The organism is Bacillus sp. FSL R10-2201, from assembly GCF_038008665.1.
GTDB lineage: Bacteria > Bacillota > Bacilli > Bacillales > Bacillaceae_G > Bacillus_A > Bacillus_A mycoides.
Genome location: NZ_JBBOZP010000001.1, coordinates 513,281 through 535,633 on the forward strand (window position 1 = coordinate 513,281; position 22,353 = coordinate 535,633).

Annotated in this window: 13 protein-coding genes, 17 tRNA genes, 3 rRNA genes and 1 pseudogene; 32 read left to right on the plus strand and 2 right to left on the minus strand. The window is 38.7% G+C overall.

Features of this window, described 5'->3' with window-relative positions:
• Positions 1-8 precede the first annotated feature (8 nt).
• Together bcp and perR are read left to right on the plus strand one after the other, a co-directional pair.
• Positions 9-464, plus strand: a complete 456-nt coding sequence (gene bcp, locus NSQ69_RS02630) for a thioredoxin-dependent thiol peroxidase (RefSeq protein WP_002029647.1) — start codon at positions 9-11, stop codon at positions 462-464.
• A 301-nt stretch (positions 465-765) separates the two neighbouring features.
• On the plus strand, positions 766-1,194 hold the full coding sequence (gene perR, locus NSQ69_RS02635) for a peroxide-responsive transcriptional repressor PerR (RefSeq protein WP_000237831.1): 429 nt from the start codon (positions 766-768) through the stop codon (positions 1,192-1,194).
• Between the two features lie 201 nt (positions 1,195-1,395).
• Here perR and NSQ69_RS02640 read toward each other — a convergent pair whose 3' ends face one another.
• The gene (locus NSQ69_RS02640) at positions 1,396-1,752 is read right to left on the minus strand and encodes a YgzB family protein (RefSeq protein WP_002125074.1); all 357 of its coding nucleotides are present in this window, start codon (positions 1,750-1,752) and stop codon (positions 1,396-1,398) included.
• A gap of 447 nt (positions 1,753-2,199) precedes the next feature.
• Between NSQ69_RS02640 and NSQ69_RS02645 the strand changes: the two genes are divergently transcribed.
• From NSQ69_RS02645 to NSQ69_RS02735, 19 genes are all read left to right on the plus strand, one after another.
• Positions 2,200-3,751, plus strand: a 16S ribosomal RNA gene (locus tag NSQ69_RS02645).
• 146 nt (positions 3,752-3,897) lie between these two features.
• A 23S ribosomal RNA gene (locus NSQ69_RS02650) occupies positions 3,898-6,819 on the plus strand.
• Between the two features lie 100 nt (positions 6,820-6,919).
• A 5S ribosomal RNA gene (rrf, locus tag NSQ69_RS02655) occupies positions 6,920-7,035 on the plus strand.
• Together the 16S, 23S and 5S rRNA genes with 16 tRNA genes alongside form the textbook arrangement of a ribosomal RNA operon.
• A gap of 8 nt (positions 7,036-7,043) precedes the next feature.
• Positions 7,044-7,118, plus strand: a tRNA-Asn gene (locus tag NSQ69_RS02660).
• 2 nt (positions 7,119-7,120) lie between these two features.
• Positions 7,121-7,212: transfer RNA gene (locus tag NSQ69_RS02665), tRNA-Ser, on the plus strand.
• 19 nt (positions 7,213-7,231) lie between these two features.
• Positions 7,232-7,306, plus strand: a tRNA-Glu gene (locus NSQ69_RS02670).
• A gap of 5 nt (positions 7,307-7,311) precedes the next feature.
• A tRNA-Val gene (locus NSQ69_RS02675) sits at positions 7,312-7,387 on the plus strand.
• A 24-nt stretch (positions 7,388-7,411) separates the two neighbouring features.
• Positions 7,412-7,488: transfer RNA gene (locus tag NSQ69_RS02680), tRNA-Met, on the plus strand.
• A 57-nt stretch (positions 7,489-7,545) separates the two neighbouring features.
• Positions 7,546-7,622 (plus strand) — tRNA-Met (locus NSQ69_RS02685).
• 3 nt (positions 7,623-7,625) lie between these two features.
• Positions 7,626-7,701: transfer RNA gene (locus tag NSQ69_RS02690), tRNA-Asp, on the plus strand.
• A 9-nt stretch (positions 7,702-7,710) separates the two neighbouring features.
• Positions 7,711-7,786, plus strand: a tRNA-Phe gene (locus NSQ69_RS02695).
• 14 nt (positions 7,787-7,800) lie between these two features.
• Positions 7,801-7,876, plus strand: a tRNA-Thr gene (locus NSQ69_RS02700).
• 10 nt (positions 7,877-7,886) lie between these two features.
• Positions 7,887-7,970 (plus strand) — tRNA-Tyr (locus tag NSQ69_RS02705).
• Between the two features lie 8 nt (positions 7,971-7,978).
• A tRNA-Trp gene (locus tag NSQ69_RS02710) sits at positions 7,979-8,052 on the plus strand.
• 19 nt (positions 8,053-8,071) lie between these two features.
• Positions 8,072-8,147: transfer RNA gene (locus NSQ69_RS02715), tRNA-His, on the plus strand.
• A 65-nt stretch (positions 8,148-8,212) separates the two neighbouring features.
• A tRNA-Gln gene (locus tag NSQ69_RS02720) sits at positions 8,213-8,287 on the plus strand.
• Between the two features lie 5 nt (positions 8,288-8,292).
• Positions 8,293-8,367, plus strand: a tRNA-Gly gene (locus tag NSQ69_RS02725).
• A gap of 14 nt (positions 8,368-8,381) precedes the next feature.
• Positions 8,382-8,452, plus strand: a tRNA-Cys gene (locus tag NSQ69_RS02730).
• A gap of 9 nt (positions 8,453-8,461) precedes the next feature.
• Positions 8,462-8,543: transfer RNA gene (locus NSQ69_RS02735), tRNA-Leu, on the plus strand.
• A 209-nt stretch (positions 8,544-8,752) separates the two neighbouring features.
• Here NSQ69_RS02735 and NSQ69_RS02740 read toward each other — a convergent pair.
• Positions 8,753-9,073, minus strand: a complete 321-nt coding sequence (locus NSQ69_RS02740; RefSeq protein WP_002125076.1) for a DUF3884 family protein — start codon at positions 9,071-9,073, stop codon at positions 8,753-8,755.
• Positions 9,074-9,733: 660 nt separating this feature from the next.
• Here NSQ69_RS02740 and NSQ69_RS02745 point away from each other — a divergent pair.
• The 11 genes and pseudogenes from NSQ69_RS02745 (at position 9,734) to yhbH (ending at position 22,323) form a co-directional block, all read left to right on the plus strand.
• Complete coding sequence (locus tag NSQ69_RS02745) at positions 9,734-10,453, plus strand: YebC/PmpR family DNA-binding transcriptional regulator (RefSeq protein ID WP_002113875.1); 720 nt, start codon at positions 9,734-9,736, stop codon at positions 10,451-10,453.
• A 149-nt stretch (positions 10,454-10,602) separates the two neighbouring features.
• Positions 10,603-11,063, plus strand: a pseudogene (locus NSQ69_RS02750) (NUDIX hydrolase).
• A 529-nt stretch (positions 11,064-11,592) separates the two neighbouring features.
• A complete protein-coding gene (locus tag NSQ69_RS02755) occupies positions 11,593-12,369 on the plus strand; it encodes a transglycosylase domain-containing protein (RefSeq protein ID WP_002091102.1) in 777 nt (258 codons plus the stop codon).
• Between the two features lie 186 nt (positions 12,370-12,555).
• Positions 12,556-13,209, plus strand: coding sequence for a DsbA family protein (locus tag NSQ69_RS02760; protein WP_002091101.1), 654 nt, complete (start codon positions 12,556-12,558; stop codon positions 13,207-13,209).
• Between the two features lie 115 nt (positions 13,210-13,324).
• A tRNA-Gly gene (locus NSQ69_RS02765) sits at positions 13,325-13,398 on the plus strand.
• A gap of 200 nt (positions 13,399-13,598) precedes the next feature.
• Entirely contained in the window at positions 13,599-14,741 is a 1,143-nt protein-coding gene (gene queG / locus NSQ69_RS02770; RefSeq protein WP_002115986.1) for a tRNA epoxyqueuosine(34) reductase QueG, read from the plus strand.
• 44 nt (positions 14,742-14,785) lie between these two features.
• On the plus strand, positions 14,786-15,673 hold the full coding sequence (locus NSQ69_RS02775; RefSeq protein WP_002029655.1) for an amidase domain-containing protein: 888 nt from the start codon (positions 14,786-14,788) through the stop codon (positions 15,671-15,673).
• Between the two features lie 58 nt (positions 15,674-15,731).
• The gene (trmL, locus tag NSQ69_RS02780) at positions 15,732-16,220 is read left to right on the plus strand and encodes a tRNA (uridine(34)/cytosine(34)/5-carboxymethylaminomethyluridine(34)-2'-O)-methyltransferase TrmL (protein WP_000538149.1); all 489 of its coding nucleotides are present in this window, start codon (positions 15,732-15,734) and stop codon (positions 16,218-16,220) included.
• Positions 16,221-16,344: 124 nt separating this feature from the next.
• Positions 16,345-18,414, plus strand: a complete 2,070-nt coding sequence (locus NSQ69_RS02785) for a sensor domain-containing protein (RefSeq protein ID WP_002125085.1) — start codon at positions 16,345-16,347, stop codon at positions 18,412-18,414.
• Between the two features lie 403 nt (positions 18,415-18,817).
• Positions 18,818-20,713: a PrkA family serine protein kinase gene (locus NSQ69_RS02790; protein WP_002125087.1), complete on the plus strand. Its 1,896-nt coding sequence runs from the start codon at positions 18,818-18,820 to the stop codon at positions 20,711-20,713.
• A gap of 449 nt (positions 20,714-21,162) precedes the next feature.
• Positions 21,163-22,323 carry a sporulation protein YhbH gene (yhbH, locus tag NSQ69_RS02795; protein WP_341098908.1) on the plus strand — a complete coding sequence of 387 codons (1,161 nt, stop codon included), beginning with the start codon at positions 21,163-21,165 and terminating at the stop codon, positions 22,321-22,323.
• Positions 22,324-22,353 lie beyond the last annotated feature (30 nt).

Here is a 22,353-nt window from a genome sequence, read left to right on the forward strand (position 1 = left end):
TGATAACAATGATTACAGTAGGAGAAATGGCACCAGAATTTACATTAGAAGGAAGTAACGGAGAACAAATTCGCTTAGCTGACTTTCGCGGTAAAAATGTAGTCCTATATTTTTATCCGAAAGATATGACTCCGGGATGTACAACTGAAGCATGTGATTTTCGTGATGCATATGGATTATTTCAAGAGAAGGATACGGTTATACTTGGTGTAAGTCCAGATTCAGCAAATAGACATATGAAATTCATTGAGAAGCATGAGCTTCCATTTGTACTTTTAGTAGACGAAGATCATAAAGTAGCAGAATTGTACGATGTTTGGAAGCTGAAAAAGAACTTCGGAAAAGAGTACATGGGAATTGAGCGTTCTACATTCCTTATTAATAAAGACGGTGAGCTTGTAAATGAGTGGCGTAAAGTGAAAGTGAAAGGGCATATTGAGGATGTTCTTTCTTATATAAAATAAATCTATATTAATGAGGAGAAAAAATACATATGTAAGGCATGCGTCTATACATATTTTCTTGCGATACATAAAGTGAAAGTGTAGGGCATACCTCCTCAGATGATAGTATTCCAAGTGCGATTATGTCGCACTTTTTTCTATGTAAATGTATAGGGAATGGGGGAAGATACATAAGAATAAGGCTATATACGAAAATAAACCACATACTTATAGTAGAAATATTGACGATTTATAAGAAAAAGAGTACACTCTTTATAAGAATTATAAAATAATAATCCGTATAGAATCGGGGTGCATGACGGTGGTCAAAGAAGAATTAAAAGAAGCGCTAGAAATGCTGAAAAATACGGGTGTACGCATTACTCCACAGCGTCATGCTATTTTAGAGTACCTTGTGGAATCTATGACGCACCCAACAGCGGATGACATTTATAAAGCATTAGAAGGTAAGTTTCCAAATATGAGTGTTGCAACTGTCTATAATAACTTACGTGTGTTTAAAGAAGTTGGACTTGTAAAGGAATTAACTTATGGGGATGCTTCAAGTAGATTTGATTATGTTACAAGTCAACATTATCATGTGATTTGCGAAAAATGTGGTAAGATTGTTGATTTTCCTTATGGAGGATTGGAACAGCTTGAAGAGGAAGCTGCAAAAACGACAGGCTTCGTTATTAATAGTCATCGCTTAGAAATTTATGGCGTTTGTCCAGAGTGTCATAAGGCGTAATATATAATAAAGAAAGAGGCTGACGGCTATACGTCGACCTCTTTCTTTATTATATATGGGAATCGTGTTAGACTCATGAGGATTTAAAATGTTAAGTGAAGAATCAAATTTAATAAGAACAAATACAAGAGGTGATTTCTTAGTTAAGAAATCACCTTTTTAATGAGATGAAACTTCTTTAGTTTTGTAAGCTCCATATACCTATGATTTATAACTCTTCTTATTATATTTCTCATCAAATTCTTTTCCTTCTAGATTTCGATCAAGTGTTAAAGGTTGATTGCAATGCATACATGCGTCGACACGACCGAGCATTTTTGTTGGTTTATCGCAGCTTGGACAAATAATTTGTATCGTTTTTGTAGATAACATACCAATCCAAAAGTAAACAACAGTGCTAGCGATGACAGCTAAAAAACCAACCATCATAAAGGTTGTCATAATAATGATGTTTTCGCGAAAAAAGACACCTAAGTATGCAATGAAGAGGCCGATAAATACTAAACTCAATGCAAAGGTTCGGATTTTATTAATTTTGTTCGAATATTTAATACCCATTCCCACCACACTCCTATAGGAATAATATAACACACAATTTAGAATATTTTATGAAAACGAAGGTGATGATTAAATTTATCACTTATTAAAGAACAGTAGTGCTTTCTTTTAAGATGAAATACAGAAAGAGATTAGGTGGAAGGAGCATGTCTATAAAAGAGGAGTAGTAATTTTTTTCTATAGTTAATTTAGTTTTTTAACGGGATGTGAAATTTTTTTAGAAAAAGTATTGACCCTATATATACTGCGTGATATATTAATAAACGTCGCTGATGCGGAAACGCAGTAAACGACAAAAAAGAAATTTAAAAAACTTAGTTGACATCGAAAAACGAAGATGTTAACATAAGGAAGTCGCAATTGAGTGACGAAGTAGTTCTTTGAAAACTGAACGAAACAAACAACGTGAACGTCAATTTTTATTTTTAGATGCTAGACAAACTAACTTTATTGGAGAGTTTGATCCTGGCTCAGGATGAACGCTGGCGGCGTGCCTAATACATGCAAGTCGAGCGAATGGATTAAGAGCTTGCTCTTATGAAGTTAGCGGCGGACGGGTGAGTAACACGTGGGTAACCTACCCATAAGACTGGGATAACTCCGGGAAACCGGGGCTAATACCGGATAATATTTTGAACTGCATAGTTCGAAATTGAAAGGCGGCTTCGGCTGTCACTTATGGATGGACCCGCGTCGCATTAGCTAGTTGGTGAGGTAACGGCTCACCAAGGCGACGATGCGTAGCCGACCTGAGAGGGTGATCGGCCACACTGGGACTGAGACACGGCCCAGACTCCTACGGGAGGCAGCAGTAGGGAATCTTCCGCAATGGACGAAAGTCTGACGGAGCAACGCCGCGTGAGTGATGAAGGCTTTCGGGTCGTAAAACTCTGTTGTTAGGGAAGAACAAGTGCTAGTTGAATAAGCTGGCACCTTGACGGTACCTAACCAGAAAGCCACGGCTAACTACGTGCCAGCAGCCGCGGTAATACGTAGGTGGCAAGCGTTATCCGGAATTATTGGGCGTAAAGCGCGCGCAGGTGGTTTCTTAAGTCTGATGTGAAAGCCCACGGCTCAACCGTGGAGGGTCATTGGAAACTGGGAGACTTGAGTGCAGAAGAGGAAAGTGGAATTCCATGTGTAGCGGTGAAATGCGTAGAGATATGGAGGAACACCAGTGGCGAAGGCGACTTTCTGGTCTGTAACTGACACTGAGGCGCGAAAGCGTGGGGAGCAAACAGGATTAGATACCCTGGTAGTCCACGCCGTAAACGATGAGTGCTAAGTGTTAGAGGGTTTCCGCCCTTTAGTGCTGAAGTTAACGCATTAAGCACTCCGCCTGGGGAGTACGGCCGCAAGGCTGAAACTCAAAGGAATTGACGGGGGCCCGCACAAGCGGTGGAGCATGTGGTTTAATTCGAAGCAACGCGAAGAACCTTACCAGGTCTTGACATCCTCTGAAAACTCTAGAGATAGAGCTTCTCCTTCGGGAGCAGAGTGACAGGTGGTGCATGGTTGTCGTCAGCTCGTGTCGTGAGATGTTGGGTTAAGTCCCGCAACGAGCGCAACCCTTGATCTTAGTTGCCATCATTAAGTTGGGCACTCTAAGGTGACTGCCGGTGACAAACCGGAGGAAGGTGGGGATGACGTCAAATCATCATGCCCCTTATGACCTGGGCTACACACGTGCTACAATGGACGGTACAAAGAGCTGCAAGACCGCGAGGTGGAGCTAATCTCATAAAACCGTTCTCAGTTCGGATTGTAGGCTGCAACTCGCCTACATGAAGCTGGAATCGCTAGTAATCGCGGATCAGCATGCCGCGGTGAATACGTTCCCGGGCCTTGTACACACCGCCCGTCACACCACGAGAGTTTGTAACACCCGAAGTCGGTGGGGTAACCTTTATGGAGCCAGCCGCCTAAGGTGGGACAGATGATTGGGGTGAAGTCGTAACAAGGTAGCCGTATCGGAAGGTGCGGCTGGATCACCTCCTTTCTATGGAGAATTGATGAACGCAGTTCATCAATAAACGTTGACTTGTTTTGTTTCGTTCAGTTTTGAGAGAACTATCTCTCAAGTTTAAATGTATGTTCTTTGAAAACTAGATAACAGTGTAGCTCATATTTTTTTAATTTTAGTTTGGTTAAGTTAGAAAGGGCGCACGGTGGATGCCTTGACACTAGGAGTCGATGAAGGACGGGACTAACGCCGATATGCTTCGGGGAGCTGTAAGTAAGCTTTGATCCGAAGATTTCCGAATGGGGAAACCCACTATACGTAATGGTATGGTATCCTTACCTGAATACATAGGGTATGGAAGACAGACCCAGGGAACTGAAACATCTAAGTACCTGGAGGAAGAGAAAGCAAATGCGATTTCCTGAGTAGCGGCGAGCGAAACGGAATCTAGCCCAAACCAAGAGGCTTGCCTCTTGGGGTTGTAGGACATTCTATACGGAGTTACAAAGGAACGAGGTAGACGAAGCGACCTGGAAAGGTCCGTCACAGAGGGTAATAACCCCGTAGTCGAAACTTCGTTCTCTCTTGAATGTATCCTGAGTACGGCGGAACACGTGAAATTCCGTCGGAATCTGGGAGGACCATCTCCCAAGGCTAAATACTCCCTAGTGATCGATAGTGAACCAGTACCGTGAGGGAAAGGTGAAAAGCACCCCGGAAGGGGAGTGAAAGAGATCCTGAAACCGTGTGCCTACAAATAGTCAGAGCCCGTTAATGGGTGATGGCGTGCCTTTTGTAGAATGAACCGGCGAGTTACGATCCCGTGCGAGGTTAAGCTGAAGAGGCGGAGCCGCAGCGAAAGCGAGTCTGAATAGGGCGTTTAGTACGTGGTCGTAGACCCGAAACCAGGTGATCTACCCATGTCCAGGGTGAAGTTCAGGTAACACTGAATGGAGGCCCGAACCCACGCACGTTGAAAAGTGCGGGGATGAGGTGTGGGTAGCGGAGAAATTCCAATCGAACCTGGAGATAGCTGGTTCTCCCCGAAATAGCTTTAGGGCTAGCCTTAAGTGTAAGAGTCTTGGAGGTAGAGCACTGATTGAACTAGGGGTCCTCATCGGATTACCGAATTCAGTCAAACTCCGAATGCCAATGACTTATCCTTAGGAGTCAGACTGCGAGTGATAAGATCCGTAGTCAAGAGGGAAACAGCCCAGATCGCCAGCTAAGGTCCCAAAGTGTGTATTAAGTGGAAAAGGATGTGGAGTTGCTTAGACAACTAGGATGTTGGCTCAGAAGCAGCCACCATTTAAAGAGTGCGTAATAGCTCACTAGTCGAGTGACTCTGCGCCGAAAATGTACCGGGGCTAAATACACCACCGAAGCTGCGAATTGATACCAATGGTATCAGTGGTAGGGGAGCGTTCTAAGTGCAGTGAAGTCAGACCGGAAGGACTGGTGGAGCGCTTAGAAGTGAGAATGCCGGTATGAGTAGCGAAAGACGGGTGAGAATCCCGTCCACCGAATGCCTAAGGTTTCCTGAGGAAGGCTCGTCCGCTCAGGGTTAGTCAGGACCTAAGCCGAGGCCGACAGGCGTAGGCGATGGACAACAGGTTGATATTCCTGTACCACCTCTTTATCGTTTGAGCAATGGAGGGACGCAGAAGGATAGAAGAAGCGTGCGATTGGTTGTGCACGTCCAAGCAGTTAGGCTGATAAGTAGGCAAATCCGCTTATCGTGAAGGCTGAGCTGTGATGGGGAAGCTCCTTATGGAGCGAAGTCTTTGATTCCCCGCTGCCAAGAAAAGCTTCTAGCGAGATAAAAGGTGCCTGTACCGCAAACCGACACAGGTAGGCGAGGAGAGAATCCTAAGGTGTGCGAGAGAACTCTGGTTAAGGAACTCGGCAAAATGACCCCGTAACTTCGGGAGAAGGGGTGCTTTCTTAACGGAAAGCCGCAGTGAATAGGCCCAAGCGACTGTTTAGCAAAAACACAGGTCTCTGCGAAGCCGTAAGGCGAAGTATAGGGGCTGACACCTGCCCGGTGCTGGAAGGTTAAGGAGAGGGGTTAGCGTAAGCGAAGCTCTGAACTGAAGCCCCAGTAAACGGCGGCCGTAACTATAACGGTCCTAAGGTAGCGAAATTCCTTGTCGGGTAAGTTCCGACCCGCACGAAAGGTGTAACGATTTGGGCACTGTCTCAACCAGAGACTCGGTGAAATTATAGTACCTGTGAAGATGCAGGTTACCCGCGACAGGACGGAAAGACCCCGTGGAGCTTTACTGTAGCCTGATATTGAATTTTGGTACAGTTTGTACAGGATAGGCGGGAGCCATTGAAACCGGAGCGCTAGCTTCGGTGGAGGCGCTGGTGGGATACCGCCCTGACTGTATTGAAATTCTAACCTACGGGTCTTATCGACCCGGGAGACAGTGTCAGGTGGGCAGTTTGACTGGGGCGGTCGCCTCCTAAAGTGTAACGGAGGCGCCCAAAGGTTCCCTCAGAATGGTTGGAAATCATTCGTAGAGTGCAAAGGCATAAGGGAGCTTGACTGCGAGACCTACAAGTCGAGCAGGGACGAAAGTCGGGCTTAGTGATCCGGTGGTTCCGCATGGAAGGGCCATCGCTCAACGGATAAAAGCTACCCCGGGGATAACAGGCTTATCTCCCCCAAGAGTCCACATCGACGGGGAGGTTTGGCACCTCGATGTCGGCTCATCGCATCCTGGGGCTGTAGTCGGTCCCAAGGGTTGGGCTGTTCGCCCATTAAAGCGGTACGCGAGCTGGGTTCAGAACGTCGTGAGACAGTTCGGTCCCTATCCGTCGTGGGCGCAGGAAATTTGAGAGGAGCTGTCCTTAGTACGAGAGGACCGGGATGGACGCACCGCTGGTGTACCAGTTGTTCTGCCAAGGGCATAGCTGGGTAGCTATGTGCGGAAGGGATAAGTGCTGAAAGCATCTAAGCATGAAGCCCCCCTCAAGATGAGATTTCCCATAGCGTAAGCTAGTAAGATCCCTGAAAGATGATCAGGTTGATAGGTTCGAGGTGGAAGCATGGTGACATGTGGAGCTGACGAATACTAATAGATCGAGGACTTAACCATATAATATGAAGCAACGTTATCTAGTTTTGAGAGAATATAAAAAACTTATTGACTTTCTAAGTGAATCAAGTATAATAATGTTTGTCTCAATCAAATATAGTCTGGTAATGATGGCAGAGAGGTCACACCCGTTCCCATACCGAACACGGAAGTTAAGCTCTCTAGCGCCGATGGTAGTTGGGACCTTGTCCCTGTGAGAGTAGGACGTTGCCAGGCAATATTATTCCGCAGTAGCTCAGCGGTAGAGCTATCGGCTGTTAACCGATCGGTCGTAGGTTCGATTCCTACCTGCGGAGCCATTGGAGAGCTGTCCGAGTTGGCCGAAGGAGCACGATTGGAAATCGTGTATACGTCACAAGCGTATCAAGGGTTCGAATCCCTTGCTCTCCGCCATAAGGAATTTATAATATTTGGCCCGTTGGTCAAGTGGTTAAGACACCGCCCTTTCACGGCGGTAACACGGGTTCGAATCCCGTACGGGTCACCACTTTTGGAGGATTAGCTCAGCTGGGAGAGCACCTGCCTTACAAGCAGGGGGTCGGCGGTTCGATCCCGTCATCCTCCACCATATAAATTATATGAATAATATTGTCGCGGGGTGGAGCAGTACGGTAGCTCGTCGGGCTCATAACCCGAAGGTCGCAGGTTCAAATCCTGTCCCCGCAACCAAACATTCTCGTAATGTGGTTGCTAACACTTATCATATAATTATATAAATAATATTATCGCGGGGTGGAGCAGTACGGTAGCTCGTCGGGCTCATAACCCGAAGGTCGCAGGTTCAAATCCTGTCCCCGCAACCAAATGGTCCCGTGGTGTAGTGGTTAACATGCCTGCCTGTCACGCAGGAGATCGCCGGTTCGACCCCGGTCGGGACCGCCATTTTAATAAGGCTCGGTAGCTCAGTCGGTAGAGCAGAGGACTGAAAATCCTCGTGTCGGCGGTTCGATTCCGTCCCGAGCCACCATTTTAATAAAATATGCCGGCTTAGCTCAATTGGTAGAGCAACTGACTTGTAATCAGTAGGTTGGGGGTTCAAGTCCTCTAGCCGGCACCATGTAAGTTTCGGAGGGGTAGCGAAGTGGCTAAACGCGGCGGACTGTAAATCCGCTCCTTCGGGTTCGGCAGTTCGAATCTGCCCCCCTCCACCATTTTACATAGGGGCATAGTTTAAAGGTAGAACTGAGGTCTCCAAAACCTCCAGTGTGGGTTCAATTCCTACTGCCCCTGCCAAATATATAAACACAACATGGCGGTTGTGGCGAAGTGGTTAACGCACCGGATTGTGGCTCCGGCATTCGTGGGTTCAATTCCCATCAGTCGCCCCATTTTTATTTTTTAAAAATTACAAATAAATTAATGGATACTTACATATAATTAAGTAAAACTTCGGTGGGCTATAGCCAAGCGGTAAGGCAACGGACTTTGACTCCGTCATGCGCTGGTTCGAATCCAGCTAGCCCAGCCATTTTTGCGGAAGTAGTTCAGTGGTAGAATACAACCTTGCCAAGGTTGGGGTCGCGGGTTCGAATCCCGTCTTCCGCTCCATTTTAACTTCATATGGCGGCATAGCCAAGTGGTAAGGCAGAGGTCTGCAAAACCTTTACCACCGGTTCAAATCCGGTTGCCGCCTTTCTTTTATGCCGATGTGGCGGAATTGGCAGACGCGCACGACTCAAAATCGTGTTCCTTCGGGAGTGTCGGTTCGACCCCGACCATCGGTATCACGAACGGCGTAACATCAAGGCTCTACACTAATTGTGTAGAGTTTTTTTGTGTTTTTTTTACACTACAAAATAAGCACTAATAGTGCGTTGGGGTAGTGTGCGGTGAGTAAGTGACGAACTTTAGATACAGTTGGAAGAAACTATGAAGTATTAAAAGGATAAAATTTCAGTAGAATATTACATATACAAGAATTTTTTCGAGCACTCTAGAGAGAATCTCTCCACCCTGGTGACATGAAGTTAAATCCGATACCACCAGTTGAAATTACCACATTATCAGCTGGTAATTTCGTAATTTCGAAAAACTTCTTTTCAAACTCTTCTCTGTTGTACTTGTACATAGTTGAGTGACACGACCATATTTGCGTTGAAGTACTCAACCAGTCCCCTAATTCCTTTAATTTAGGGAACGAATCAAATTGAATTGGACCATCCAATTTTATGAATCTCACTTGATAGATAGTTGGGTTTAACTTCTCTCCTATTCCTTTAAAACCATGTGATTTTTTCTCATTTGAATGTGTCATAATTCTCCCTCCATCTTTTCTTCAAATTTTTTCCTATTTTAATTATACAGCAATAGAAAGTAATTAAGGAAATATTATGGGATTAGTAGAGGAATGAAAAGGAATAACTTTAGTTTGATAATGAATAGTTCATAACATACTACATAACAAATCTTTAAAAGGACATGGCAGCTTTGCCCTGTTTCTTATTGTTTAGCGAGAAATAATAAAATAAATCATCACAGTAATAAATGAAATATGATAAATTTAATCAAGGGAGAGAAATGAAAGTAAAAGGTGTCAGTTATTTAATATGATTCCATTTTGGCCCGTTTCATTTTAATTTATCATGTTTAAAGAAGCTCAAAATTTTTAAAATGCTTTAAAAAAAAGGATTTTAAGGGTAGCGCTCTATATAAATGTCACCTAAAAAGACCCTAACAGAAATGTTAGGGTTTTTTTTGTTAAATTATGCTATGTGATTCTAAAATTCGTAATAAACTTAGGAATTCATGTATAATATAACTTGTCGAAAGAACAAAATGATAGTGATTTATATTATGTCTGTAATATGAATCAAAAATGAACTTTTTATATTTCTTTTAAAAATGTGTTGAATACACATTATATTTCATATTAATATTTTTATGTAGATTTAAAATGGGAAAGAGAGTGGAAAGTATGGGCCGTAAATGGAACAATATTAAAGAAAAAAAAGCATCAAAAGATGCAAATACAAGCCGTATATACGCGAAATTTGGACGTGAAATTTATGTGGCAGCAAAACAAGGCGAGCCAGATCCAGAATCAAACCAAACGTTAAGAGTTGTATTAGAACGTGCGAAAACATACAACGTGCCAAGAACAATTATTGACCGTGCGATTGAAAAGGCAAAAGGCGGTTCAGAAGAAAACTATGACGAGCTTCGTTATGAAGGCTTTGGACCAAACGGATCTATGGTAATTGTAGATACACTGACAAATAACGTAAACCGTACTGCAGCAGATGTACGTGCTGCATTTAGCAAAAACAGTGGTAACATGGGTGTAAACGGTTCTGTCGCTTACATGTTTGATGCGACAGCTGTTATAGGTCTTGAAGGTAAAACATCAGATGAAGTTCTTGAAATCTTAATGGAAGCAGATGTAGATGCACGTGACATTCTAGAAGAAGAAGATTCTGTTATCGTTTATGCTGAACCTGATCAGTTCCATTCAGTACAATCTGCACTTAAAGGTGCTGGTGTTGAAGAATTTACAGTTGCAGAATTAACAATGCTTGCACAAAGTGATGTAGAACTTCCTGAAGATGCTCAAGTGCAATTTGAAAAAATGGTTGATGCATTAGAAGATTTAGAAGATGTACAGCAAGTTTACCACAACGTAGACTTAGGGGAATAATATAAGACAGAAGACCCTTTCCTTTAACGGATAGGGTCTTTTTTTATGGAGTTAATTAAGGTGGTAAAGTATTAAAGGTATTTTGTAGCTGCTAGGGAATATGGTTATAGGTTTGTATTTTAAATAATCATATTTCAGGAGGTATTTCTGTGGAGCATAAAACACCAAAGCATATTGTTGCCGTAGCAGGTTATTTAACAAATGAAAAGAATGAGGTGCTTTTAACGAAAGTGCACTGGCGAGCAGATACGTGGGAAATGCCTGGAGGACAGGTAGAAGAAGGGGAAGCGCTCGATCAAGCTGTTTGCAGAGAAATAATGGAGGAAACAGGATAACTGTGAAGCCTATCGGAGTTACAGGGATTTATTATAATGCTTCTATGCATATTGTAGCTGTTGTTTTTAAAGTAGCATATGTTAGTGGTGAAATAAAAATTCAATCTGAAGAAATACAAGAGGCTAAATTTGTTGCTTTAAACGAAGAGAACATTGATGAGTATATAACGCGTCCTCATATGAAATCAAGGACACTTGATGCAATGAAAGCAATGCATTTTATTCCATACGAAACATGGGAAGTTCAGCCATATAATCTTATAGGAAGGTTGTAAAGAAAAGGTTAGTTATTTGAGGACAGCTCAAATTGCTAACCTTTTCTTTATGTATACTGTTTCAGAAAAAGGTCACAATAATAAAGTGTAGGCTAATAATTGGTGGAGGAAGCAGAACTACCACCTAATTTCCTAGCTTTAGCCAAGTTTTGAGGGAGAATTCTTACTGCACACAAATAGCGAGATAATCCGAAAGCTAGTATTGATTTGCAGAACGTTCGTTCTGTATAATAGTGATATATCGTATATAATTAGATTGCTAGATGTTTAAAAGTATAAATGTATAAACTGATATAATAAAAGAATAAAGTGAAATTAAGGAGAGTCCTACTTCCTATAAATAGTGTGATAAATAAATGTATATTCAACATTTCATATGAATAGTAGATAAAAAGGGACTGTGATACAATACATTTTTACACCTTACAATGTTGTAAGGTAGGTGTAAGAGAAATCGATGGGATATTCTTTTATAACAAGGTATTCTTAAATTAAGAGTTATATGCTGTGTGGAAAAGAGGTGTTCGAGATGAAAGAACGAGTATTATCTAGAGTGAATTATCATCAAAAAGTTGCATTAAATCCATTAACTAAATTTCTTTATAAAGCCATTATATTATTATTATTGTTAAGTTTTGCATTATTATTCGTTGGAAATGTAATGATTGAGCGAAGTGATATTAGTAAATTACATGTACCCGCTAAGTTAGAGGTGCCAGAATCATTAACACACGCATTTATTGCGACGGAAGATAAAAGGTTTTATCATCATAACGGTTTAGACTATATAGCGATTATCAGGGCGTCTATTGAAAATATAAAAGCTGGTGGTGTTGTGCAAGGAGGAAGCACGATTACACAGCAGTTATCTAAAAATGCTTTCTTATCTAATGAACGTACATTTTCCCGTAAGTGGAAAGAAATTTTTTATACGAAAAAGATTGAACGTACATTCACAAAGGATGAGATATTAAAATTGTATGTAAGTAATATTTACTACGGAGAAGGCGCATGGGGGATTGAAAAAGCAGCAAACCTTTACTTCGGTAAAAAAGTGGATCAATTAACACTGGCTGAAAGTGCAATGATGGCTGCTATAGTAAAAGCACCGGCTTATTACTCACCTGCACAAAATTATGATAAAGCAGTTGAGAGACGGAATGTAGTTTTAAGGCTAATGGAGAAAGAAGGGTATATAAATCATGATGAATATGTGCAAGCAGTTAGTGAGAAATTAGTAATTCGCCATGATATAAAAACAGAGCAATCCATGTTAAAAAATGCCCGTGAAAAAGCAGTAAGTTAAAAGAAGTTCCTACATAGGAGCTTCTTTTTTTAATAATTTGTGACAAAAGGCGACACAATATTGTCACAAACGTTGTATTTTTGTAATTTATGTGAGCGTGTTCATTGCGTGACCTATGTAAGTATTGATATTATGTGTATTGTGTACAATGATGTATACAGAATATGAAATTAAAGAGGAATGTATATGAAATCATCAAACAAACTCATGGCTCTTGGTATAGTTTTTTCTATCGCAGTATTGATTGTAATCGGGACGATTGTGTATAGCATCATAAATGACAAGAAAGATAAAGGGAATGAGATGTTTGCTTATTCTACGCAACAATCTTTAGGGAAAGATGATGCTCCAGTTAAGGTAGTTGAATTTGGAGACTTTAAATGTCCAGCTTGTCGTACTTGGGATGTAACAGTATTACCACGATTAAAAGAAGAGTATATTGATAAAGGTAAAGTGCAGTTATATTTTATTAACTTCCCGTTTATCGGAAAAGACTCTGATTTAGGTGCAGCTGCCGGTGAAGCAATTTATAAACAAGATCAAGATTCATTCTGGATTTTCTATGATGAGATTTATCAAAATCAAAAGAAAGATACGGAAGAATGGATTACAGAAGAATTACTTCTTAATATTGTGAAAGAAAAGCTTCCGAAAATTAATGTAGAACAGTTTAAAAAAGATTTACACAGTAAAGAAATGAAAGACAAAGTACGTAAAGATTCAGATCGTGCTCAAAAATTAAAAGTTCAAGGTGCTCCTTCAGTATATATAAATGGGAATCTTGCAAACCCTGATTTCGATAGTATGAAGAAGGCGATTGATAAAGAATTGAAAAAGTGATGAGGTATCTCATCACTTTTTCGACTTTTTTCGATAAATTTCTTGCTTCGATTTTTTTTACATGCTATACTACTTTACATAAGTTATTTCAATATCTTATATTTTTTTCATATTTGCGGGTGTAGTTTAGTGGTAAAACAAGAGCCTTCCAAGCTCTGGTCGAGAGTTCGATTCTCTTCACCCGCTCCAAATTTTATTTAATGTTTTTCTAATAAATTGTGATCAACGCAGTGTTTCGTTTCTAAGATAAACGAAGCATTGCGTTTTTTAATGTTTGAAAATCATAATTGTATGCGAAAATAGAAGTGAAGAATATTATTCCAAAAGTGAATTGATAACCAATATAGTCGTTACATAAGGGATGGATTCATCGGTGGAGGCGATTGAAAATGGACTTTGAACAATTAAAGCAAGATGTAATTGCGTATAGTAAAACGATTGGTATAGATAAAATAGGTTTTGCCAGTGCTTCACCATTTGAGGAATTAAAGCAGCGTCTAATCCAGCAACAACAATTGAATTATCAGTCTGGATTCGAAGAGCCTGATATAGAGAAGAGAACGAATCCACAGCTATTGTTACCTGGTGCGAAATCAATTATTGCGATTGCTTTAGCATACCCTTCAAAATTAAAAAATGCACCATTAAGTAAACGAGGGGAACGACGTGGGATTTTTTGCCGTGCTTCTTGGGGCCAAGATTATCACCTTGTTCTACGAGATCGTTTGCAAAAGTTAGAGGCGTATTTAATCGAAAAGCTGCCGGATATAGAAGTGAAATCAATGGTTGATACAGGGGAGCTAAGTGATCGAGCTGTTTCAGAGCGTGCCGGTATTGGATGGAGTGGTAAGAACTGCGCTATTATTACGCCGGAATTTGGTTCGTATGTATACTTAGGAGAAATGATTACGAATGTTCCATTCCCTCCTGATCGGCCAATAGAAGATCAATGTGGAAGTTGTACGAAATGTATTGATATTTGTCCTACAGGTGCTTTAGTACAAGGCGGGCAGTTGGACTCGAAGAAATGTATTGCATTTTTAACACAGACAAAAGGGTTTCTGCCTGAAGAATATCGCGATAAAATAGGAAACCGTATATATGGATGTGATACGTGTCAGACTGTTTGTCCGAAAAATAAAGGAATGGATTTTCATAACCATCCTGAAATGGAGCCTGACCCTGAGTTAGTTAAACCGTTATTAACACCACTTTTAACAATTAGTAATCGTGATTTTAAAGAGAAGTATGGAATTATGTCTGGTTCATGGAGAGGTAAAAAACCATTGCAACGAAATGCTATTTTAGCACTTGCACATTTCAAAGAAACAGCAGCAATTCCTGATTTAATCGGTGTTATGAAAGATGATCCAAGACCAGTACTTCGAGGAACAGCAGCATGGGCACTTGGGAAAATTGGTGGAGATGGAGTAGGAGAAGCGATTGAAAAAGCGATGGAACGTGAGAAAGATGAAGAGGTTCTTCATGAAATGAATCGTGGACTTGAATTGTTAGCACAGAAAAAAGAGTAGATAATATCTCCCTTTTTCATATTGTAATATGGGAGGGAAACGAAATGGTTGTAAAAGCGAATATTGAAAAGCAAGTGCAACAGTTTTTAGCATATATAACAGAGAAACGAACAGATGTAGATGGTATTGCAGTAGATTTGTTACAAATGGTACAGAGAAAGAAACAATTGTTTCAAAAGCGTAGTGCACATATAGTGAAAGCAACTGCAGATATTTCTTTCGTTAGACAATTAAATAGTAATGAGCATCAAGAAATTGATTATCAAATACACTTGAAATATTTAATTAAGCATAAAGAATTATTTTATATCGAAGAGGAACAATTAAAACGACGAGTTTGTTTAAAAAATAGTTGTATAATAGATGATTATGCTCTTGAAGTGTCAGAAGAAATAGGAATAGGTGAAACGTTAGAACGGGAAGTCACGAAAGAAAAATACGGTTCATATCAATATAATCGTTTAGAGGCAGTGAAATATGCAGAGCGTTGGTGGGATGATCGCAATTCTGCATACCGTAATTTTCCGGATAATTGTACAAATTTCATTTCACAATGTCTGCACACTGGAGAAGTACCGATGAATGGACATCCTAACATTCGTAAAGGGTGGTGGCAAAGGGGAAACCAGTGGAGTTGGAGCTGGGCTGTAGCACACTCTTTTTATTGGTATTTGTCAGGTGCTACAACAGGGCTTCGAGCAGAAGCAGTAGAAAGGCCAGAAGACCTTATTCTTGGCGATGTAATTGCGTATGATTTTGAGGATGATGGTAGGTGGAATCATACGACAATTGTAGTAGCAAAAGACGCAGATGGTATGCCGCTTGTAAATGCACATTCAGCGAATAGCCGCAGGCGTTATTGGAACTATGAAGATTCTAGTAAATATACACCACAAATGAAATATAAATTCTTTCATATTATTAATGGGTAGAGATTTTTCGTTCAAGTGGTATAATACGTAGTAGATAAAAAATAGAGGTGAATATCGCGTGGGAGTACATGTTGTTTTATATCAACCAGAAATTCCAGCAAATACAGGAAATATTGCACGTACTTGTGCAGCAACTGGAACAGAATTACATTTGATTAGACCGCTTGGATTTTCAACGGATGACAAAATGTTAAAGCGTGCAGGATTAGATTATTGGCAGCACGTAAAAGTTACGTATTATGATTCAATCGAAGAATTTTATGAAAAAAATAAAGATGGTGAATTCTTTTATTTAACAAAGTATGGCGAGAAAGCTCATACAGCATTTGATTATAGCAAACGTGAGAAGGATTACTATTTCGTATTTGGAAGAGAAACAAATGGATTACCAGCTAATGTAATTGAAGAAAACTTCGATCATTGTTTACGTATTCCAATGACGGATAAAGTACGTTCATTAAATTTATCTAATACAGCAGCAATTTTAATTTATGAAGCGTTCCGTCAACAAAATTATCCAGGATTAGATTTAGAAATCGTGTATTAAAAGTCGCCATTTGGCGGCTTTTTTATTTTTTAAAAAAATATGTAATCATACATTTTAAAAAAGGTACATATTCATATAGAATGAGATATATGAATAAAAATAGATAAGACGGGTTGAGATAAATATGAAGGAACAATATAATAATCAAAATACCTTTTTAAGTATGATAGATATGGATTTAGTAAGACAGGGATTGTTACATGCTATTCAAGATTTAGTGTTTATTGTGAAAGTTATTGATGATGAAACTTTTAAATATATTTATGTGAATAAAATAGGAATGAATCACGCCAGGCTAGGGAAAGAATGTTATGGGAAAACTTTTGCAGAAGTATTACCAGAAGATACGGCAAGGTTATTGCAAGGACACTATGCAAAAGTAATGAGAGAAGCGAGAGCAATTACATTTTGTGATGTAATTAGTTTGCCAACTGGTGATATACATTATGAATCTTCACTTAATCCAGTATGCGATGTAAATGGAACATGTCAGTTTATTATTTGTATTACTAGAGATATTACAGCACAGGTTAAGAAAAAAGTGGAAGTAGAAGAAAAACAAATGTTATTTAAGTCATTACTAGAATATAATAATGATTCCATTATATCTGTAGATTCTATTGGAAGAATTACATATGCAAATCCAGCGACTTATGAAATTTTTGGGTATCGATATGAAGAGTTAAAGGACCAATTTATTTGTCAGTTTATAAATAAAGAATATGAAAAAACTTTTCAAATTATATTTAAAAATGCTTTACAGGGAAGAGCAAAACAAATTGTTGCAAAGAAATATATTCATAAAGAAGGATATGAACTTTATATTTCCGTGAGGACAATCCCCATTATTGTGAATAGTGAAATCGTCGGGGTGTACATTGTTACGAGGGATGTTACGAGGCAAGTATTAAATGAGATGAAAACAGAATATTTAGCTTACTTTGATCAGTTAACGGGGTTAATGAATAGAATATCATGTACAAATAAGCTAAATGAATTTTTAGCTGAGAATAAAGAATTCGCATTGGTTTTTATAGATTTGGATGAATTTCACCTTATTAATGATACATTTGGTCATAAAGAAGGGGATCAAGTCTTAAAAAAAGTTACTGAATGCTTACGAGACCTAAAAATAGAAGATATGCATTTATTTAGAGAACATGATGATCAATTTGTTATGTTAATAGAAAATATAACGAGAGAATACGTAGAGGAAGTTGCACAAACAATATTAAAAAAAATTAGTGGGCATTTTGTAATAGAAGAAGAGGATGTTTATTTGAGTGCATCAATTGGGATTGTAATGGCCCCAGAAGATGGAATGGATGAAAAAATGCTTTTCCAAAGAGTCGACGCAGCTTTGGAAAAAGCAAAGGAAAAAGGAAAAGGGTATTATCATTTTTATTGTAGTGGATTAGATTGTGAACGTGAACAAAGGTTTATAATAGAAAATCAGTTACATCGTGCTATAGAGAAAAATGAATTTTCCCTCTATTATCAACCTCAAATTAATATTGAAACGGGAAAGATGGCCAGTATGGAAGCCTTAATAAGGTGGGAGAATAAGGAGCTAGGTTTTGTCTCGCCAAATCAATTTATCCCACTTGCTGAAAGAACAGGGTTTATTATTAAACTTGATGAATGGGTAGTACATCAAGTTTGTGAACAGATACGTGAATGGTTAAATAAAGGATATGAGGTTGTACCAATCGCAGTTAATATTTCAGCTAGACATTTTCGTTCTATTACATTAATAGAGATGATTACACGTGCTTTAAATAAGTACAACGTTCCCCCTCATTTATTAGCAATAGAAGTTACAGAAGGGGCTCTTATACATAAAGATGTATCAAAAAGAGTGTTACTGCAGTTAAAAGAACAAAATTTAAAGATTCATTTAGATGACTTTGGAACGGGATATTCATCTTTAAGTTATTTAAAAACATATCCGATTGATACGTTAAAAATTGATCGTTCTTTTATGGAAGGTATATATAAAGATGAAAGAGATACGAATATTACGGCTGCAATTATTCATTTAGCACATACTCTAGGGTTAAATGTAATTGCAGAAGGAGTAGAAAAGGCGGAACAAATACAGTTCTTAAAGGAAAAGAATGTGAAAATCGTACAAGGTTATTTTTATAATCGCCCTTTATCGATATACGATGTGGAAAATATTTATTTTAAATAGTGTATAAAAAACAAGAAAAAAAGTGATGTGCTGAAAAGCACATCACTTTTTTTGTGTACCTGGCTTATCGTTATAACCAGATGTAAAAATAGCTGTAAGAAATGTGAGTGATACACCTAAAATTAATAATAACTTCATACTAATTTCCCCCTTACTTTTTCGGTTTACGAATCCTATTTGTGAATCGAAATGTATGTAAGGTTCCCAGAAGAAAAGAATTTATTTACAATGAATAGCAGCGTGAAAACTTTAATACCTTTATTATACAGAATTTTCTTTGAATTTTGGAGAGAATTTTATAGTGCTATTATATATTTCGTTTTGATTTAAAGAATGTTTAAGGACATCCTAGCATACCTTTTATAATAATCCGATTGAACAAGGAGATGGGGGAGGAGCTATAATGGATATTCTAAAGAAAATTGAACAATATCGGGAAGCAGAAGAACGTTTACAATGGGAAGGTACGTTTGCGGAGTATTTGGAGCTTGTGAAAGAAAGACCATGGGTGGCTCAAACAGCACACTCTCGCATTTACAATATGATAAAAGATGCTGGAATTGAAGAAGTTGATGGTAGAAGAAAATATAACTTCTTTAGTAATCAGCTATTTGGATTAGAGGATGCTTTAGAACGCCTTGTGGAAGAATATTTTCATCCATCTGCAAAACGATTAGATGTTAGGAAACGTATTTTGTTATTAATGGGGCCTGTTAGTGGGGGGAAATCAACATTAGTTACGATGTTGAAACGAGGATTAGAAACATATTCACGAACAGATCGTGGAGCGATTTTTGCAATAAAAGGATGCCCAATGCATGAAGATCCACTTCATTTAATTCCGCAACATTTACGGAATGATTTCTTCGATGAATATGGAGTAAGGATTGAAGGGAATTTATCACCATTAAATGTTATGCGTCTAGAGCAAGAATATGGGGCAAGAATTGAGGATGTAGTTGTAGAGCGTATTTTCTTCTCTGAAGATCGCCGTACAGGAATTGGTACATTTAGTCCTTCTGATCCAAAATCACAAGATATTGCCGATTTAACAGGTAGTCTAGACTTTTCTACAATTGCAGAATACGGTTCGGAATCAGATCCTCGTGCATATCGATTTGATGGAGAATTAAATAAGGCGAACCGCGGCATGATGGAATTCCAAGAGATGTTAAAATGTGATGAGAAATTTTTATGGCATTTACTATCGCTTACACAAGAAGGGAATTTTAAAGCAGGAAGATTTGCGCTTATTTCAGCAGATGAATTAATTGTAGCGCATACAAATGAAACAGAGTATCGTTCCTTCATAGCAAATAAGAAAAATGAAGCATTGCATTCACGAATTATTGTAATGCCGGTTCCATATAATTTACGGGTTAGTGAAGAAGAACATATTTATGAAAAAATGATTCGTGAAAGTGATGTGTCCAATGTTCATATTGCACCGCATACACTTCGCGTTGCAGCAATGTTCACTATTTTAACTCGTTTAAAAGACCCGAAGCGTCCAGATATTGATTTAATTAAAAAGATGCGTTTATATGATGGAGAAACGGTAGAAGGATATAATACGATTGATGTAGAGGAACTGCAACGCGAATATCAAGATGAAGGTATGAAGGGGATTGACCCTCGTTATGTCATTAACCGAATTTCTTCTACAATTATTCGAAAAGAGGTACCATCTATTAATGCACTAGATGTACTGAGATCGTTAAAAGACGGATTGGATCAGCACCCGTCAATTAGTAGTGAGGACCGAGAGCGCTATATGAATTTCATCTCATTAGCGAGAAAAGAATACGATGAAATTGCTAAGAAAGAAGTACAAAAAGCATTTGTTTATTCATACGAAGAATCAGCTAAGACACTTATGGATAATTACTTAGATAACGTCGAAGCATACTGCAATAAATCAAAATTACGTGATCCGTTAACTGGTGAAGAAATGAGCCCAGATGAAAAACTTATGCGTTCGATTGAAGAGCAAATTGGAATTTCAGAAAATGCTAAAAAGGCATTTCGTGAAGAAATTTTAATTCGCATTTCTGCTTACGCACGTAAAGGGAAACGCTTTGATTATAATTCACACGAACGTCTTCGTGAAGCGATTCAGAAAAAATTATTTGCCGATTTAAAAGATATAGTGAAAATTACAACATCAACGAAAACACCAGACGAAAATCAGCTTAAGAAAATCAATGATGTTGTTGCACGCTTAATTGATGAGCATGGCTATAATTCTTCATCTGCGAATGAATTGTTACGATATGTAGGTAGTTTGTTAAATCGATAGTTTGATAACAAAACGCTGTCTCTTATTCTTGGGGCGGCGTTTTGTTATCTATTGATATTTGTAAAAAATGTCATAGCTTGTCCGAATATAATAAATTAAGATGCGATTTTATGAATTTCTTGTCAATTATTTTTACAATATGCATATGATAGAGTAACCAACCATTCATACAAAAAAGCCAACACAATACAATATGTTGCAAAACGAAAATGTGTGCAACAATGCATTGTGTTTCTTTCTTATCAACGGCTGAATGTTTCTTTCTTATTATGTGAGTGGCAAAATTTTGTTTAGGATGCTCGGAGTATTGTATGAAAAACGCTATATATGTTTATGGGATGATTTTCGATGAACAGTTATTTTTCAAATATTCTAGTTACGCACACTAGAAAACAAAATTATAGATTGCTGTTCATAGGGGAAGACAATTACAGTAAGGAGGGAAAGGAATGAGCGAAGAAAACCAACCAAATTACACGATTTCACAGGAAAACTGGTCCCTCCATCGCAAAGGATATGACGACCAACAACGCCATCAAGAAAAAGTGCAGGAGGCAATCAAAAATAATTTACCAGACCTTGTAACAGAAGAAAGTATAGTTATGTCTAATGGCAAGGATGTTGTGAAAATACCGATTCGTTCTTTAGATGAATATAAGATTAGATACAATTATGATAAAAACAAACACGTTGGGCAAGGAAACGGTGACAGCAAAGTTGGTGATGTTGTTGCAAGAGATGGATCAGGTGGTCAAAAGCAGAAGGGACCAGGAAAAGGGCAAGGGGCAGGAGATGCAGCTGGAGAAGATTATTATGAAGCAGAAGTCTCAATTTTAGAATTGGAGCAAGCGTTTTTCAAAGAGTTAGAGCTGCCTAATTTAAAGAGAAAAGAAATGGATGAAAACCGGATTGAACATATTGAATTTAATGATATTAGAAAAACAGGATTATGGGGAAATATTGATAAGAAACGGACGATGATATCTGCATATAAACGAAATGCAATGCGTGGTAAAGCATCTTTTCATCCAATTCACCAAGAAGATTTAAAGTTCCGTACTTGGAATGAAGTGTTAAAGCCAGATTCAAAAGCTGTTGTATTAGCGATGATGGATACGAGTGGATCGATGGGGATATGGGAGAAGTATATGGCACGTAGCTTCTTTTTCTGGATGACAAGATTTTTACGCACAAAGTATGAAACCGTAGACATTGAGTTTATTGCTCACCATACGGAAGCGAAGGTCGTCACAGAAGAAGAGTTTTTCTCAAAAGGGGAAAGTGGTGGAACGATCTGTTCTTCCGTATACAAAAAAGCACTTGAGTTAATCGATAATAAATATTCACCAGACCGTTATAATATTTATCCATTCCATTTTTCAGACGGTGATAATTTAACTTCGGATAATGCTAGATGCGTAAAGCTTGTGGAAGAGTTGATGAAAAAATGTAATATGTTTGGGTATGGGGAAGTGAATCAGTATAATCGTTCATCATCTACCCTTTTTTCGATTTATAAAAACATTGGGGATGAGAAGTTTAGGTATTATATATTGAAGAATAGGAAGGATGTTTTTGATTGTCTTAAAAAATTTTTGAAATCGAGTTAAATATAACTCTATCCGGTTCTGGTGCAAAAA

Excerpts from the sequence above, each read along its gene's own strand:
- bcp (WP_002029647.1), top strand. The coding sequence starts at position 9 with ATGATTACAGTAGGAGAAATGGCACCAGAATTTACATTAGAAGGAAGT.
- NSQ69_RS02640 (WP_002125074.1), bottom strand. The coding sequence starts at position 1,752 with ATGGGTATTAAATATTCGAACAAAATTAATAAAATCCGAACCTTTGCA.
- NSQ69_RS02740 (WP_002125076.1), bottom strand. The coding sequence starts at position 9,073 with ATGACACATTCAAATGAGAAAAAATCACATGGTTTTAAAGGAATAGGA.
- NSQ69_RS02745 (WP_002113875.1), top strand. The coding sequence starts at position 9,734 with ATGGGCCGTAAATGGAACAATATTAAAGAAAAAAAAGCATCAAAAGAT.
- NSQ69_RS02755 (WP_002091102.1), top strand. The coding sequence starts at position 11,593 with ATGAAAGAACGAGTATTATCTAGAGTGAATTATCATCAAAAAGTTGCA.
- NSQ69_RS02760 (WP_002091101.1), top strand. The coding sequence starts at position 12,556 with ATGAAATCATCAAACAAACTCATGGCTCTTGGTATAGTTTTTTCTATC.
- queG (WP_002115986.1), top strand. The coding sequence starts at position 13,599 with ATGGACTTTGAACAATTAAAGCAAGATGTAATTGCGTATAGTAAAACG.
- NSQ69_RS02775 (WP_002029655.1), top strand. The coding sequence starts at position 14,786 with ATGGTTGTAAAAGCGAATATTGAAAAGCAAGTGCAACAGTTTTTAGCA.
- NSQ69_RS02785 (WP_002125085.1), top strand. The coding sequence starts at position 16,345 with ATGAAGGAACAATATAATAATCAAAATACCTTTTTAAGTATGATAGAT.
- NSQ69_RS02790 (WP_002125087.1), top strand. The coding sequence starts at position 18,818 with ATGGATATTCTAAAGAAAATTGAACAATATCGGGAAGCAGAAGAACGT.
- yhbH (WP_341098908.1), top strand. The coding sequence starts at position 21,163 with ATGAGCGAAGAAAACCAACCAAATTACACGATTTCACAGGAAAACTGG.